Below are 13,878 nucleotides of genomic sequence, written 5' to 3' on the forward strand. Positions count from 1 at the left end.
GCTATCCGCGGGCCTCGACCGCCGCGGCGGACGCGCGGGCGCGGGCCGTGGTGGACAGGAAGCCGGCCAGCGCCACGACCAGGCCGCAGCCGACGGCCAGCGCCCAGGCCGCGTGGGTCGCCGCGCTCAGCGCGGCCGCGTGGTCCTGCCCGGCCGCCATCCGCGCGCTGACGCCGGTGGTGACCAGGTCGCCCATGACGGCGACGCCGAGCAGCGAGCCGATCTGCCGGGTAGAGGAGATGACGGCGGACGCCACCCCGGCCTGCTCGGCCGGCATGCCCGCGATGGCGGCGGCGGTGATCGGCGGGTTGACGAGGCCGAGTCCCGCGCCGGTCACCGCGAGAGCGAGCGCCAGGTAGCCGAACGGCGTACCGGGCGCGAGACTGAGCAGCATCGCCATGCCCGCGGCGGTCAGCAGGCCGGCGGTGACGAGCGGGATGCGCGGGCCGCGGTGGCCGGTGAGCTGGCCGGCGATGGGGCCGGCGGCGGCCATCACCAGTGTGGCGGGCAGCAGCGACAGTCCGGCCCGCAGCGGTGAGAAGCCGCGGGCCTGCTGCAGGTAGAGGGTGATGACGAAGAGGAACCCGCCGAGCACGACGAACGAGGCGACCGCGATCACGCTGGCACCGGTGAACGGGCGGGAGCGGAAGAACCGCAGCTCGAGCAGGGGCTGGCCCCCTTTTTCCGCACTCCGTCGTTCGACCGCGACGAAGGCGGCCGCCGACACCGCGGCGACGCAGAACAGGGTGATCACCAAGGCGGAGGCCCAGCCGGTGACCGGGCCCTGGATCACCGCGAAGGTGAGCGAGCCGAGCAGCGCGATCATCAGCAGCTGGCCGGGAAGGTCGATCGCTCGCGGCTTCGGTGCCCGGGACTCCGGCACGTAGCGAAGCGTCGCGATGATCATCACCGCGCAGATCGGCACGTTGAGCCAGAAGATCGACCGCCAGCCGATCGTGGCGACGAGGACGCCGCCGACGATGGGGCCGCACGCGGTGGCCACGCCGAAGATCGCCGACCAGACGCCCAGGGCCTGCGCTCGTTCGCGCGGGTCATGGAACGTGTTGCGGACGATCGACAACGAGATCGGGGTGAGCATCGACCCGCCGATGCCCTGCAGCATCCGCAGGGCGATGAGCCAGCCGGTGTTCGGCGCGAGCGAGCACAGCAGCGAGCCGACGCCGAAGCCGGTCAGCCCGACGAGGAACAGCCTGCGGCGGCCGAGGCGGTCGGCGGTCGAGCCGGTCAGCATCAGCAACGACGCGACGACGAGCAGGTAGGCGTCGGCCACCCACTGCAGGCCGGACAGCGAGGCGTGCAGGTCCTTCTGCAGCGTGGGCAGCGCGACGTTGAGGATCGTCGTGTCGAGGTAGACGATGAACAGGCTGGAGGAGCAGATCAGCAGCACGCCCAAGCGGCGGCGCCGGCCTGCAGTCCCCTCGGGGATGATCACTTCACGAGCGAACGTCGTCGTCTCGATCTCACCGTCTCCTTGCTGGGCGCCGCATCGTGCGGCGCTATCCGGCCGTGGCCGGCTCCGGCAGCGGCCACGGCAGCGAGCGGAAGAATCGCAGGTCGATCAGCGGCTCGGCCAGCCAGCCGAGGCCCGGCGCCAGCGAGCAGGCGACCGAGCCGAGGGTGAAGGTGGCGATGCCGATCTGGAACACCGTGGGGCGGCCCACCCGGTCCCCCGTGGAGCCGGCCAGCATCAGCAGGCTCGCCGTGACAAGCATGTAGGCGTCGACCGTCCACTGCAGCCCGGAGACGGGCGCGCTGAAGTCCCGTCCGATCGACGGCAGCGCCACGTTGATGATCGTGGCGTCCATGCCGACGAGGAACAGCGACAGACAGCAGATGGCAAGCACCAGGTAACGGCGCTTGCGGCTCGGCTCAGGCAGCGGGAACCTCCACGGAAGCGGCCCCATGGACGCGAACGGACGGCGATACTTCGCATTATACAACTAATACCGTTCGCGCCTTATGCCTGAACAGGCGGGTTCCGGCTAGCCGCTCTGCCCCGCAAGCAGCCCCTCGAGCAACAGGCTGTAGTGCGGGAACCCCGGCACCGCGGCGTGCGGGTCCTTGGCCAGGTCATCCCACCGGCGCACGGCGATCGCGTGGGCCGCGAACGGCACGGCCTCGAAGGCGCGGGCCTGCGCCTCGGTCATCGGGCCGCCCTGGACGGACAGGGTGTAGACCGAGGCTTGTGACAGCTTCGCGAGGTAGCCGGGCTCGGCCGCGCACAGGTAGCGCTTGGCGGCGACGTGCAGCCGGACCGGCTCGGTGAGGGCAGGGGGGAACCAGCGGGCCAGCCACGCCGCGCCGCGGTCGCCGTGGCCGTTGTCGTTGCCCGCCATCAGGTCCCTGCCGCTCAGCTCCGCCTCGTCGGCCAGCGGGTCGGCGCCGCGCAGGTGACCGACGTCGTGCAGCAGCGCGGCGCCGATGAGCGCGGGCGGCGCCGCGGCGGCCTCGGCGAGCGCCGCGGCCTGCAGCAGGTGCTGCGCGACGGTCACCGGCTCCCCTAGGTAATCACCGGCTCCCTCGGAATCAAACAGTTCCGCTAGCCGGCCCACCGGTGACATCATCGTGGACATGCGCCCGCCCTCCCAGATTCTGACGTGTCCCGCCGCCGATACTAGGTGTCCAAGTTGAACGGAGGGTCGATGTACATCGTCGAGACCGCGTACGGCAAGGTCCGCGGGGCCGAGATCGCCGACGGCGTACTGAGCTGGCGCGGCATCCCCTACGCGGCGCCGCCCGTGGGCGAACTGCGACTGCGCCCGCCGTCACCGCCGCAGGCTTGGAGCGGCATCAGGGACGCACTCGCCTACGGTGACCGCGCACCCCAGCCGGAGCCGCTCCCCGAGCCAGATGCGCCGCCGATGGCCGAGGACTGCCTGTACCTCAACGTGACCGCGCCTGCTGGGGCGTCCGGCCGCCCAGTCCTGTTCTGGATTCACGGCGGCGGCTACGAGATGGGCCACGGTCCCGACCAGGCGGGCGACGGCGCGGCCTTCGCGCGCAGCCACGGCCTAGTCGTCGTCACCTTCAACTACCGGCTCGGCGCGCTCGGCTTCCTCGACGCACCCGGCGAGCGGCCGACCGGCGCGTTCGGGCTGCACGACCAGGTCGCGGCGCTGCGCTGGACGCGGGAGAACATCGCGGCGTTCGGCGGCGACCCCTCCCAGATCACCATCTACGGCCTGTCGGCCGGCGGCAAGTCGGTCACCAACCTGCTGGCCTCGCCGCTGGCCGCCGGCATGATCGCGCGGGCGGCGGAGTCGAGCGGCGGCGACCACATCAAGAGCCCGGAGCAAGCCGCCGCGCTGACCGAGCGGTTCCTGCGCGAGCTCGGCACGACGGCAGGCCGGCTGCGCGCCGTCCCCGCCGCCGATATCCTCGCCGCGCAGGCCGCCATCGCCTCGCCGCCGCGGTCGACCTGGATCTGGCGTCCCTCGGTCGACGGGGTGGCGCTGACCGCCCATCCGCTGACCGCGATCGCCGGCGGCGCCGCGGCCCGCGTTCCGCTGCTGCTGCAGACATGCGCCAGGGAGACTGCCCTATACCAGCTGCTCGGCCCGGACGCCGCCGAGCAGACAGAAGGGGTGCTCGACGGATACTTCGGCGCCGGCAAGGCGGCCGCGATGCTGGCCAGCTACGCGGCCGCCTACCCGGACCTCGACGCGACCGCGCTGCGCGTCGTGATCATGTCCGACGAGCGGTACATGGCGCGCACCGAGATGCTCGCCGACGCGCAGGCCGCGCACGGCCCCGTCTGGCGCTCCCGCTACGACGGGCCTTACTTCGGCCTCGACGACGACCCCAGGTTCGCCAAGTTCGCACCTGTCCTCGTCGGCGCGCACGGCGGCGACGGCGCCGGCATCTGGCTGGGCGGCGAGGGCGTGGCCGGCCCGCTGCACGAGGCCTGGGGCGCTTTCGTGACCGCCGGCGACCCCGGCTGGCCCGGCTACAACGCCGCGACCGGCCGGACGGCGATGATCTTCGACGCGGTCCCGGACGGCCCGCGGCTGGCTGCCGACCCGTTCGCGCACGTCCGCGCGACCTGGCTGGACCTCAGCTGGCAGCCAGGCACCTGGTGGCCCGCGCTCGGCCTCGCCTGATTGCCTTAATCCCGAAGTCCCGCGAAGTGCCGGCCCGTTTGACGCGCTCCGCGCTTGTTGCTGTTATCCGAGATCGGCCGCAACCTTTCCATCACAGCGGCTAACCGCCGGCACGCACCGCCCGCACTGCAGCCGAACAAGCCTCACACACTTGCAGCCCTCGCCGTACCCGCACTGAGAACGTGCAGGTCACCCCGGCGGCGGGCGGGCGGCTCCGTTCCGTACGGGAAGGAGCACGCCCTCCGGTCGCGCTTCGGCCCCGGCTCTCCACGCTTGTTGCTGTTATCAGCCTTGAGCGGTGGCCGCGGCAGGTGCGCGGGCACGTTCACGCAGATAGTGGATAGGCCTGCACCCGGTGGTTTTGGCACCTCAATCCGCCATCTTTGCCCTAACGGTTGGCGGCTGTGTACCTTGCTGTTATCCGTTGCTGAGGAGTGGCCGCCTGGGGCCGACGGCCGGTTTGGGCAAGATAGTGGATCGTTAGGAGGCCCGGAGTCGGCTAGCCGGCGGACACCAGGACGCAGAATGGGTGGCCTGCTGGGTCGGCGAATACGTAGAGCGGCTCGTCCTGTGCCGCTGATCGGTCGTAGAGCAGGACCGCGCCGAGTTCCTCCGCCCGGCGACGCTGCTCCCGCAACTCCGCGACGTTCGGCACCCGGAAGTCGTGGTGCATCTGCTTGGGTACCTCGTCGGTCGGCCACGTCGGGCGAGAGAGGGATTCGACCTGGTTGAACGCGAGGACCCGGTGGCCCGATTCGTCGACGAGCACAAGCCAGTCGGCGTCATCGGCGGTGCCATCCGTGGGCGGCTCATCGCCCGGACGGTAGCGGAGCCCGCTCAGTCGAGTACATTCCCACGCTCTCCACTGACAGAGCACTGGTGCGGGCTCGAGCCGGACGCCATCGGCAACTTGCCGGGCGGGGTGTGCCCGGCCGGCGCGCCCTGAACGGGCGCGGTCCCCCGTCGGGAGTCCGGCCTGACGGGAGAAAGGCGGGAAAGGTGGTGCTGGAGTCACGGGCCGGCCAGTAAGGCGGAGCGCGTGCGGAGGTGCGGGCCGCTCGGGCTGCCCGCCGTGGTGCGGGCAATAGGCGAGAACCTCACAGTCCGGTCTGCCTCTGCCCGTTGCGCCGGGGCCCGTGAGGCCGGCGAATCCGCCGCTTGCGATTTCGTCCTGCCGGACCTGGCCCCCGGTGCCATCCGCGAGCTCGCAACCCGTGAAACGATGGTTCCGTGACGGGAACCGATACCGGCGGCCTTGGGCGTGTGTTCAACGAGGTCCCCGAACTCTACGACCGGACGCGGCCTACCTACCCGGACGCGCTTTTCGCGGACCTCACTGAGATAACCGGCCTGGGCCAGCGGTCGCGGGTGCTCGAGGTGGGCTGCGGCACCGGCCAGGCAACGCGGTCGCTCGCACCGCTCGGCTGCCAGGTGACCGCTCTCGAACCCGGGGACGGCCTGGCGGCGCTGGCCCGTCAGCGCCTCGCGATGTTCGGCAACGTCAATGTCGAGTCATCGACGTTCGAGGACTGGGACGACCGCGGCCGGCGTTTCGACGTCCTGGTGGCCGCGTCATCGTGGCACTGGGTCGATCCGGCGGTCGGCTGGCGCAAGGCCCGCGAAATGCTCAGCCCGGGCGGCTGGATGGCCCTGCTGGGCCACGCCACCGTCCGCAGACCCGGTGAGCCGGAGGCGTACGCGGAGACCGCCGACCTTCACGAGCGCTTTTCCCCGGGTGACCCCGACTGGGGGCATCCACCGCTGGAGGACGAGGTACGGTCGACGAGCGAGGGGTGGGGACCGAACCACGACCCGGGCGACCTGTTCGGCCCGACGACCGTTCGCTGGTATCCCAATGTCCTGTGGTTCGACGGGGCGGGTTTCGCCGATCACCTCCGCACGCTGTCGATCTACCGCAAGCTCAACGACGACGTCCGCGAACTCCTGCTGGAGGCGATCGCTGAGCGCATCCGCACGCGGCTAGACGACCGCGTGCCGCGCCGCTACCTGAGCATGCTGCGCACCGGGCAGCGAGCCGACTGAACGAGACACGAAGATCGGGCCGGGGCCGGCGGCCAGCGGGCCGTCGCCGGCTCGTTCCTCAGCCGGTGACGGACGGCCAGAGCTTGGCGACGACAGTGTCCGCTGTGGCCTGCTCGGCCGCGCTCGGCAACTGGTAGACAGCGCTGGCCGGCACCTTGGGCAGGATCTGATACGCAGGCGCGTCGATCATGCCGGCGGCCAGCAGGCTGCGCAGCTCTATCGGGCGCACGGAGCCCTCGAGGAAGAGGTTCTGCCCCTCCGCCGAGTAAAGGAACTCCTCCCACAGCCGGGCGGCGGCCGGGTGCGGCGCCGACGCGCTGATCGCCTGGTTGTAGTAGCTCGCGTACACACCGTCCGGCGGAATGACGATCTTCAGGTTCTTCACCAGCGGCCTGACCTGGGAGTTGAGCAGGTAGTCCCACCAGATCAGGATCGGAGTCTGGCCGGAAAGCATGGTGCCAGGGGTGCCTCTGACCTGCACAAAGTTGCCGGCGTGCTTGAGGCCCCTGAAATAGTTGACGCCTGCGGCGATGTTGGCAAGCGAGCCGCCGTTGGCCAGCGCCGCGGCGTACACGGCGGCGAACGCGGACCTGGTCTGGGTCGGGTCGCCATCAATCGCCACCTGGTTCCGGTACGGGCCCCTGAGCAGCGACTTGAAGGTGGTCGGCGCGACCTTCACCAGCGACGGCTCGTACCCGATGGCCATGTAGCCGCCGTAGGCGGCGTAGTAGCCGCCGTTCGCTAGCTTGGCCCAGGTGGGAATCTTGTTCCAGGCGGTCACCCGGTAGGGCGCCCAGTAACCGTCGTGCTCGCCTTCGGCGGCGGACGCGCTGTCGATGTCAACGACATCCGGGGCGTTGCTCTGGCCCTTGAGCTGCTTGACGGCGTTCAGCTCATCCTGGCTCGATCCCTCGGGGTTCATGTCGGTGATCTTGATCCCGTACAAGGCCGTGAAGTCGTCCATGATGGTGCCGTAGTTCGCCCAGGTGGAGGGCAGGCCGATGACGTTCAGCTGCCCCTCACGCTGGGCCGCCGCGACGAGGCCCGCCATGCCGTGGAAAGCGGCGGCCGACCTGGCGTTGCTCCCGAACGGCCGGGCGGCGTTCGGGGAGCCCGAACTGGTGCATCCGGCGGCGAGCAGAATGGACCCGACCGCGGCAGCAGCCGCCACGATCGCCTTTGACGCGCGCAAAGTATCCCTCCCGTGCCTGCCCAGCGGTAACAGGGCGAGCATGGGCATCTTAGCCAACACCGCGAGCTTCATCGCGTTGTTGGTGCCGTCGCAGGAGCGCCAGGGCGGAAAGCAGGCCGTCGATATCGGCGTAGCAGCCCTGCAGGTGCCGCTCCCCGGTGCCGCCTTCCGGCACGGCGAAGGCGCTGCGGGCGTGCAGGAGCCGGGTGTTATCGAAGATCAGGCAGTCACCGGGCGCCAGGCGCAACGTCAGGCGGAACTCGGGCCGGCCGAGCAGGGTCGCCCAGGCCCGGTACGCGTCGTAGGCCGCCTCCGCCTGCGCGTAGGGCAGCCGCAGCGGCTGCATGGACCGGTTGTTCAGCCGGACCGCGGCGATCCGGCCGCCGGGGGTGAGGGAGATCAGCGGCTGGATGGCGGATAGCTCCGCCGTGTTGTCGGCGTACTCGAACCGCCACGAGGTGCTGGTCAGCACCGCGAAGGACGCCGGGTCGGTGCGCCGCAGTTCCGCGGCGGCGGCGAAGCCGTCGACGAGGCCGCTGTCGCCGCCGATGTCCGCCGAACGCAGGCAGTGCAGCAGCTGCAGGGTGGGCACCGGGTCCCGGTACGGGTTGTCGGTGTGCGGCGCGATCTCCCGGCTGGTGAACGCCAGGTTCGCCGGGTCGGCGACCACGCGGACGTCGAACAGCCGCCCGTAGTTGGTCTCCCTGACGTAGCCGAACGTCTCCGCGACGCGCAGCACCATGTCCGGCTCGGGGTCCACGCCGTGCAGCAGGACGAAGCCGAGCATGGCCACGGCGTCGAGGCACGCTTCTCGCGCCGCGTCGTCGGCTAGGTAGGCGGCCCAGTCCGCGGATGGCAGCGCGTCGCCTGCCAGGTCGGCCGCGCACCATAGTCGCTTGCCGTCCTCGGTGCGCGGGTCCGCGTCGGGCCCGCCGCCTGCGTCAGGTCCAGGAACAAACGAGGCTGCGGCCGAGCCGGACGGCTCGGGGACCGGGGTCTCCCCCGCCGTCGCGGCCGCCGGCCGTGGGACTCCGGCGAGGCCGGCGAGCCAGGGCGACCGCGCCGCGTTCGCGGAACCCGGGGGAAACGCGGGCGCCGGCGGCAGCGCGTGCGCCGCCAGCCAGGCGCGGCGGAACACCGCGCGGTGTCCCTCCGGGGTGAACTCCACCGACACCGAGTCGGCGTCTTCGCTGCGGACGGTCACCCCGCACCCGTTCGGGATGGAAGTGACCTCGGTCAGCCGCTGGCCGGTGACCGGGTCCCGGCAGTCGGAGCATGGGCAGTTGTGCCGCAGCCAGACCGCCGGGAACCCGAGGGCGGACGCCGTCACCGGCGGTCAGCTCTCCCGCGCGGCCACGAGCACCGGCGCCGACGGCAGGCCCACCGTGACGGCCGTGCCCGGCGCCATGGGCAGCGCCGCGGTCGACGGCACGTCAACCGAGACCTCCGTGTCGCCGGACAGCCGGACCGCGACGCGGGTGACCGCGCCGAGGAAGGTCCGCCCGGTGACGATGCCGTCGCCGCCTTCCGCCGGGGTGACCGTGAGGTTCTCGGGGCGGACGAGGGCATCGGCCGGGCCGGCGGCGGGGCCGCCGTCCTGGACGGGCACGGTGACGCCGAGGACGGTCGCGGTCCTGCCGTCGCCGCTGAGCTCGGCCGGCAGCCGGTTCATCGTGCCGACGAACTCGGCGACGAACGCGGTGGCTGGCCGCGCGTACAGCTCGGCGGGCTCGGCGACCTGCTCAAGCTTCCCCGCGCGCATGACGCCGACCCGGTCGGCCATGGACAGCGCCTCCTCCTGGTCGTGGGTGACGAACAGGGTGGTGGTGCCCAGGCGCTGCTGCAGGGTGCGGATCTGCTCGCGCAGTTGCAGCCGGACCTTCGCGTCGAGCGCGGACAGCGGCTCGTCGAGCAGCAGCACGCGCGGCTCGATCGCCAGCGCGCGGGCGAGCGCGACGCGCTGCTGCTGACCGCCGGACAGCTGGTGCGGGTACTGGCCGGCCTGGGGAGCGAGGCCCACCATGTCGAGCAGTTCGGCGGCGCGCTTGCGGCGGGCGGACCCGGCGACCTTGCGCATCCGCAGGCCGAACGCCACGTTGTCGAGCGCGTTCATGTTCGGGAACAGGGAGTAGGACTGGAAGACCATGCCCATGTCCCGCTTGGCGGCGGGCACGCCGGACACGTCGCCGCCGTCGATCAGCACCTCGCCGGAATCGGCGAACTCGAACCCGGCGACGATCCGCAGCGCGGTCGTCTTGCCGCAGCCTGACGGGCCGAGCAGGGCGACGAGCTCGCCTGGTGCGATGTCGAGCGACATCTCATCCAGTGCCCTGGTCGCGCCGAACGCGCGGGTCAAGGCGCGCAGCGACACGCTTGCCCCGTGGCCGGCGCCCGCCGCGTCACTCAGCCCGGCGACGCTCTCGACGGCCTTCGCCGCCGTCGTCTCGTTGCCCGCTAGTTCGTTAGTAGGCATTAGTTTCCAATCGTCTCTCGGGGGGCCACGGTGAACAGTGTCACTTCGCCGCCGCCTGTGCGGCGCGACTGGCGGGTGGCAACGACCGTGATGAGCATCAGCAGGAGCCAGGTGATGAGCAGGGCGAAGATCGATGCCGCGACCGACATCTGCGCGTCGAGCTGGTCGAACAGCACGATCCACACCGGGAACGTCTGCTGCAGGTCGAGGCTGGCCATGGTGAACTCGCCGAGCACGAGCGCGACGATCAGGATGGTCGCCGAGAGCACCGCGGTGCGCAGGTTCGGCAGGATGACCCGCCACAGCGTGGTGAGCCAGCCGGCCCCGAGCGACCCCGCGGCCTCGGTGAGCGTCTTGATGTCGATCGCGCGCAGGCCCGCGTCGATGGCGCGGTAGGCGAACGGCATCGCGAGGATGACGTACTCCAGCGGCAGCATCCACACGGTGGCCCGCAGGCCGAGCGGCATCACCTGCAGCACGCCGATGATGAGCACCACCGGCGGGATCACGATCGGCAGGATCGTGATGCCCTCAAGCAGCCGGCGCAGGCCCGGCAGCCGCAGGTGGATGTAGACCGTGGTCGGGATCATCAGCACCATGGTGACCAGCCACGTCACCGCGGCCAGGCGCACCGACAGCCACAGCGACGAGCCGAACCCCGCCGCGGTGAACACGGTGCCGAACGCCTTGATGCCCGCGAACCGCAGCGCCGCGAACAGCGGGAGCAGGAAGTAGACGGCGGCGATGAGCATGACCACCCATCGCCATACCGGCACCGAGCGCCTGCGGGGCCGGGCCGCGGCGACCGGGGCGGGCGCCGGGGTGCGCTCTGTCGCTACCGCAGCCATTTTGAAGCCCTCCGCTGGAACAGTACGTAGCAGGTCATCAGGATCGCGATGATGACCACCATGCCGAGTGACAGCGCCTTGCCGACGTTCTCCTGGCCCGCGATGACGTTCCCGTTGAGGAACGACCCGATCTGGATCGAGGTCAGCGGGATCGTTCCGCTGGTCAGCGCCTCGGCCGTGGCATAGGCGGCAAGCGCGGAGCCGAACAGCAGCATGAGGCAGGACATGAAGGACGGCAGCAGCACGGGGCCGCCGACGTACCGCCAGTACTGCCGGGAGCCGGCGCCGAGGTTCTCCGCCGCTTCCCGCCATGCCGGGCGCAGCCCCTCGAGCGCGGGCAGGATGATCAGCACCATCAGCGGGATCTGGAAGTACATGTAGACAAGCGCGACGCCGGACATCGTGTAGAGGCTGAATCCCAGGTTGTAGATGTTCAGCCCGATGGAGTTGAGCCAGCCGGTCACCAGCGCGCTCGACCCGAACGAGGCGATGAACAGGAACGCGAGCGGGATGCCGCCGAAGTTGGCGAACACGCCGGAGGCGGTGATCACCACCTGGCGCAGCGCCGCGGCGCCGCGGCCCTTGGCGGTGAAGATCGCGTAGGCGATCAGCAGGCCGAATACGCCGGGGATCACGGTGGCGAGCAGCGACAGCTCCAGCGACTGTTCGAAGCCCTTGAGGTAGGCGCCGTGCGTCGCGATGTTCACGTTGGACCAGGTGAACGCGTTGGTGGTGGGGTTCTGGAAGGCCTCGACCACGATCGAGACCAGTGGCAGGAGCAGGAAGATCGCGACGTAGGCGAGGAACGGCACGGCGCCCGCGTAGCGGGCGATGGCGCGCACCGGCTTGGGCGCGGTGCGCAGCGGCGATTGGAAGCGGCGAACCCCGGGGCTCGCGCGGAACCCCGGGGTCGTGACCGTATCGGTCGTGTTAGTCATGTCAGCCGGCGACGGACGGCCACTGCTGAGCGACGACGTTGCCGGCCGTGGTGACCTGCGCCGTGGTGGGCAGCTGCAGGGACCCGCTGCCCGGCACCTGCGGCAGCGCCGCCTCGGCGGTCTTGTTGATCGTGCCGGCCGTCTGCATGGCCGCCATCTCGATCGGTCGGGTCGAGCCCTCAAGGAACAGGTTCTGCCCGTCGGTGGAGTAGAGGAACTCCTCCCACAGCCGGGCGGCGGCCGGGTGCGGCGCCGACGCGCTGATCGCCTGGTCGTAGTACCCGGCGTACTGCGCGTCCGATGGGATCACGATCTTGAAGCTCGGGACCTTCGCCTTGACCTCGGAGGCGAGCAGATAGTCCCACCAGATCAGGATCGGGGTCTGCCCGGACTGCACGGTCGCCGGGGTGCCCTCGACCGGCACGAAGTTGCCGGCCTGCTTGAGGCTCTTGAAGTAGCTGACACCGGGGGCGATGTTGGCGAGCGAGCCGCCGTTGGCCAGCGCCGCGGCGTACACGGCGGCGAACGCGGACCCGGTCTGGGTCGGGTTGCCGTCGATCGCGACCTGGTTCTTGTACGAGCCGGTGAGCAGCGACTTGAACGACGTCGGCGCGACCTTCACCTTGGCCGGGTCGTAACCGATGGCCACGTAGCCGCCGTAGTCGGCGTAGTAGGCGCCGCTCGCGTCCTTGGCGGCGGCCGGGATGTCGTTCCAGTTGGCCACCTCGTAGGGTGCCCAGTCGCCCGCCGCCTTGCCGGTGACGGCGAAGGAGTAGCCAACGTCCACGACGTCGGGCGCGCTGCTCTGGCCCTTGAGCTGCTTGACGGCGTTCAGCTCGTCCTGGCTGGAACCCTCGGGGTTCGCGTCGGTGATCTGGATGCCGTACTTGGCGGTGAACGCCTTCATGAGCGCGCCGTAGTTCGCCCAGTTGGACGGCAGCGTGATGACGTTGAGGTGACCCTCGGCCTTAGCGGCGGCGACGAGCGCGTCCATGCCGCCCATGGCGGCGGCCGAGGTGGCGGTGCTCGCGTTCGCCGACGCGCTGGGGCTGCTCGATGAGCTGGCAGCCATCGAAGCAGAAGAAGTGCTTGAGCCCGTCGCGGCGGGGGCGCTCGATGAACTCGAGCTGCTGCACCCGGCGGCGAGCAGAATAGACCCGACCGCGGCGGTAGCCGCCACGATCGCCTTTGATGCGCGCAAAGTGACCCTCCCATGCCCGCCCGGGGGTTAAAACGGGCGAGCGTTGGCATCTTGGCTAGACAAGTCAGTATCCTCGCCAATGCCGTTTAACGGAAGGTTGCTAACTAGTGAAACGCAGGCGTCCGTATCGTCGCGATTTGCGATGCGCAATTGGGGGATTTATACCCTTCCCGTTAACCGGGAAGTCATTTTCTGCTGAGCGCGGACCGCTGACGTGGAAAATGCCAGCGGACCGTCGGCGTTGGCCCCCCAACCTTCGCCGACGGTCCGCATGGTCGCCACCGCCGCTGGTTCAGCGTCTGCCGTGGCCTCCGGTGACGGCGGCGCCCCCCAGAGCCGCCATCACCGGGTGCCCGGCTCGGGTCGCGGTCCCCCGTCCGCGACCCTTTTCCCGTGCGACGACGACGGTCCCCCCGTCCGGTCATCGTCGCTTGCCCTCCCCGACGACCGCGTCCTCCGCGCCGCCGCCAGGGAAGTCAGAAAAGCTAAAGCAATGAAAAGGAAATATCTATACAGAACGGATGCGGGTTCCTCTGCCCCGCGCGCCACCACCGCCCGGTTCGGCGCGCCGCTGCCTGGCAATATCCCGTCGTTCCCGCTGCTGCTGACGCTCCCGCTCGCGGCGCACGTGCAGTCGCCGCTCGTCCTCGGTCGTCCCACCCCACACGCCGTCCACCTGGTGCGTCGCGAGCGCGTACTGCAGGCACTCTCGCCGCACCTCGCAGGTGGCGCAGACCGCCTTCGCCTGAGCTATCTCTCCGGCGCCCGGCCCGCGCGCCGTCACGGGGAAGAAAAGCTCCGGATCCGTTTCCCGGCAGGCGGCCAGTTGCCACCAGTCGCGCCGCTCCTCCTCAAGCGCGGCACGCTGGGCTGGTAGCCGAGTAACAACCATGCGCAGACCCCCGAATCACTCCCGTCCTAGATTCACTGGTGACTCTCTGTCGCGCATCGGTAACACTACCTACACAGGTTACCTATATGAAGAGTGTCTTAGGAGAGTGGTCCGAGCATGTTTATGCACGTACAAAGCCTGGTAAGAGGTGGTTTGGCATCGGTATGGGA

The 13,878-nt window shown here is 70.3% G+C and carries 14 protein-coding genes; 3 read left to right on the forward strand and 11 right to left on the reverse strand.

Annotation, left to right across the window (positions count from 1 at the left end; all coding sequences use genetic code 11):
- Position 1 precedes the first annotated feature (1 nt).
- From EAS64_RS11330 to EAS64_RS11340, 3 genes are all read right to left on the reverse strand, one after another.
- Positions 2 to 1,453 carry an MFS transporter gene (locus EAS64_RS11330; protein WP_222849210.1) on the reverse strand — a complete coding sequence of 484 codons (1,452 nt, stop codon included), beginning with the start codon at positions 1,451 to 1,453 and terminating at the stop codon, positions 2 to 4.
- A gap of 64 nt (positions 1,454 to 1,517) precedes the next feature.
- A complete protein-coding gene (locus EAS64_RS11335; protein ID WP_222849211.1) occupies positions 1,518 to 1,925 on the reverse strand; it encodes an MFS transporter in 408 nt (135 codons plus the stop codon).
- Positions 1,926 to 2,003: 78 nt separating this feature from the next.
- Complete coding sequence (locus EAS64_RS11340; RefSeq protein WP_145852884.1) at positions 2,004 to 2,594, reverse strand: HD domain-containing protein; 591 nt, start codon at positions 2,592 to 2,594, stop codon at positions 2,004 to 2,006.
- A gap of 69 nt (positions 2,595 to 2,663) precedes the next feature.
- Between EAS64_RS11340 and EAS64_RS11345 the strand changes: the two genes are divergently transcribed.
- The gene (locus EAS64_RS11345) at positions 2,664 to 4,121 is read left to right on the forward strand and encodes a carboxylesterase/lipase family protein (protein ID WP_145852885.1); all 1,458 of its coding nucleotides are present in this window, start codon (positions 2,664 to 2,666) and stop codon (positions 4,119 to 4,121) included.
- 499 nt (positions 4,122 to 4,620) lie between these two features.
- On the opposite strand, the gene EAS64_RS11350 is transcribed toward EAS64_RS11345, so the two are convergent.
- Complete coding sequence (locus EAS64_RS11350; RefSeq protein WP_342782039.1) at positions 4,621 to 5,136, reverse strand: VOC family protein; 516 nt, start codon at positions 5,134 to 5,136, stop codon at positions 4,621 to 4,623.
- 215 nt (positions 5,137 to 5,351) lie between these two features.
- On the opposite strand from EAS64_RS11350, the gene EAS64_RS11355 reads away from it, so the two are divergent.
- Complete coding sequence (locus tag EAS64_RS11355) at positions 5,352 to 6,164, forward strand: class I SAM-dependent methyltransferase (protein ID WP_222849212.1); 813 nt, start codon at positions 5,352 to 5,354, stop codon at positions 6,162 to 6,164.
- 58 nt (positions 6,165 to 6,222) lie between these two features.
- Here the strand turns inward: EAS64_RS11355 and EAS64_RS11360 are convergent, their stop codons facing one another.
- From EAS64_RS11360 to EAS64_RS11385, 6 genes are read right to left on the reverse strand one after another with little or no spacing between them, the layout of a single operon-like run.
- Positions 6,223 to 7,356 (reverse strand): ABC transporter substrate-binding protein, encoded by a 1,134-nt coding sequence (locus EAS64_RS11360; protein WP_187365840.1) that lies wholly within the window; start codon positions 7,354 to 7,356, stop codon positions 6,223 to 6,225.
- A gap of 49 nt (positions 7,357 to 7,405) precedes the next feature.
- On the reverse strand, positions 7,406 to 8,686 hold the full coding sequence (locus EAS64_RS11365; RefSeq protein WP_222849213.1) for a TauD/TfdA family dioxygenase: 1,281 nt from the start codon (positions 8,684 to 8,686) through the stop codon (positions 7,406 to 7,408).
- A 6-nt stretch (positions 8,687 to 8,692) separates the two neighbouring features.
- Positions 8,693 to 9,829: an ABC transporter ATP-binding protein gene (locus tag EAS64_RS11370; RefSeq protein WP_145852888.1), complete on the reverse strand. Its 1,137-nt coding sequence runs from the start codon at positions 9,827 to 9,829 to the stop codon at positions 8,693 to 8,695.
- Positions 9,829 to 10,677, reverse strand: a complete 849-nt coding sequence (locus EAS64_RS11375) for an ABC transporter permease (protein ID WP_145852889.1) — start codon at positions 10,675 to 10,677, stop codon at positions 9,829 to 9,831. Before EAS64_RS11375 ends, EAS64_RS11370 begins: the two co-directional genes overlap by 1 nt.
- A complete protein-coding gene (locus EAS64_RS11380; RefSeq protein WP_145852890.1) occupies positions 10,665 to 11,615 on the reverse strand; it encodes an ABC transporter permease in 951 nt (316 codons plus the stop codon). The genes EAS64_RS11375 and EAS64_RS11380 overlap by 13 nt, the downstream gene beginning before the upstream one ends.
- Before the next feature lies 1 nt (position 11,616).
- Positions 11,617 to 12,609 carry an ABC transporter substrate-binding protein gene (locus tag EAS64_RS11385; protein ID WP_246115630.1) on the reverse strand — a complete coding sequence of 331 codons (993 nt, stop codon included), beginning with the start codon at positions 12,607 to 12,609 and terminating at the stop codon, positions 11,617 to 11,619.
- Between EAS64_RS11385 and EAS64_RS45745 the strand changes: the two genes are divergently transcribed.
- Entirely contained in the window at positions 12,608 to 12,847 is a 240-nt protein-coding gene (locus tag EAS64_RS45745) for a hypothetical protein (RefSeq protein WP_187365934.1), read from the forward strand. The two genes, EAS64_RS11385 and EAS64_RS45745, sit on opposite strands and share 2 nt — an antisense overlap.
- Positions 12,848 to 13,324: 477 nt before the next feature.
- Here the strand turns inward: EAS64_RS45745 and EAS64_RS11390 are convergent, their stop codons facing one another.
- The gene (locus EAS64_RS11390; RefSeq protein WP_145852892.1) at positions 13,325 to 13,708 is read right to left on the reverse strand and encodes a WhiB family transcriptional regulator; all 384 of its coding nucleotides are present in this window, start codon (positions 13,706 to 13,708) and stop codon (positions 13,325 to 13,327) included.
- Positions 13,709 to 13,878 lie beyond the last annotated feature (170 nt).

Origin of the sequence: Trebonia kvetii, assembly GCF_007827045.1 — a bacterium.
In the GTDB taxonomy this organism is placed as follows: domain Bacteria; phylum Actinomycetota; class Actinomycetes; order Streptosporangiales; family Streptosporangiaceae; genus Trebonia; species Trebonia kvetii.

Excerpts from the sequence above, each read along its gene's own strand:
- EAS64_RS11335 (WP_222849211.1), bottom strand. The coding sequence starts at position 1,925 with ATGGGGCCGCTTCCGTGGAGGTTCCCGCTGCCTGAGCCGAGCCGCAAG.
- EAS64_RS11380 (WP_145852890.1), bottom strand. The coding sequence starts at position 11,615 with ATGACTAACACGACCGATACGGTCACGACCCCGGGGTTCCGCGCGAGC.
- EAS64_RS11370 (WP_145852888.1), bottom strand. The coding sequence starts at position 9,829 with ATGCCTACTAACGAACTAGCGGGCAACGAGACGACGGCGGCGAAGGCC.
- EAS64_RS11390 (WP_145852892.1), bottom strand. The coding sequence starts at position 13,708 with ATGGTTGTTACTCGGCTACCAGCCCAGCGTGCCGCGCTTGAGGAGGAG.
- EAS64_RS11375 (WP_145852889.1), bottom strand. The coding sequence starts at position 10,677 with ATGGCTGCGGTAGCGACAGAGCGCACCCCGGCGCCCGCCCCGGTCGCC.
- EAS64_RS45745 (WP_187365934.1), top strand. The coding sequence starts at position 12,608 with ATGCCGCCCATGGCGGCGGCCGAGGTGGCGGTGCTCGCGTTCGCCGAC.
- EAS64_RS11385 (WP_246115630.1), bottom strand. The coding sequence starts at position 12,609 with ATGGACGCGCTCGTCGCCGCCGCTAAGGCCGAGGGTCACCTCAACGTC.
- EAS64_RS11340 (WP_145852884.1), bottom strand. The coding sequence starts at position 2,594 with ATGTCCACGATGATGTCACCGGTGGGCCGGCTAGCGGAACTGTTTGAT.
- EAS64_RS11345 (WP_145852885.1), top strand. The coding sequence starts at position 2,664 with ATGTACATCGTCGAGACCGCGTACGGCAAGGTCCGCGGGGCCGAGATC.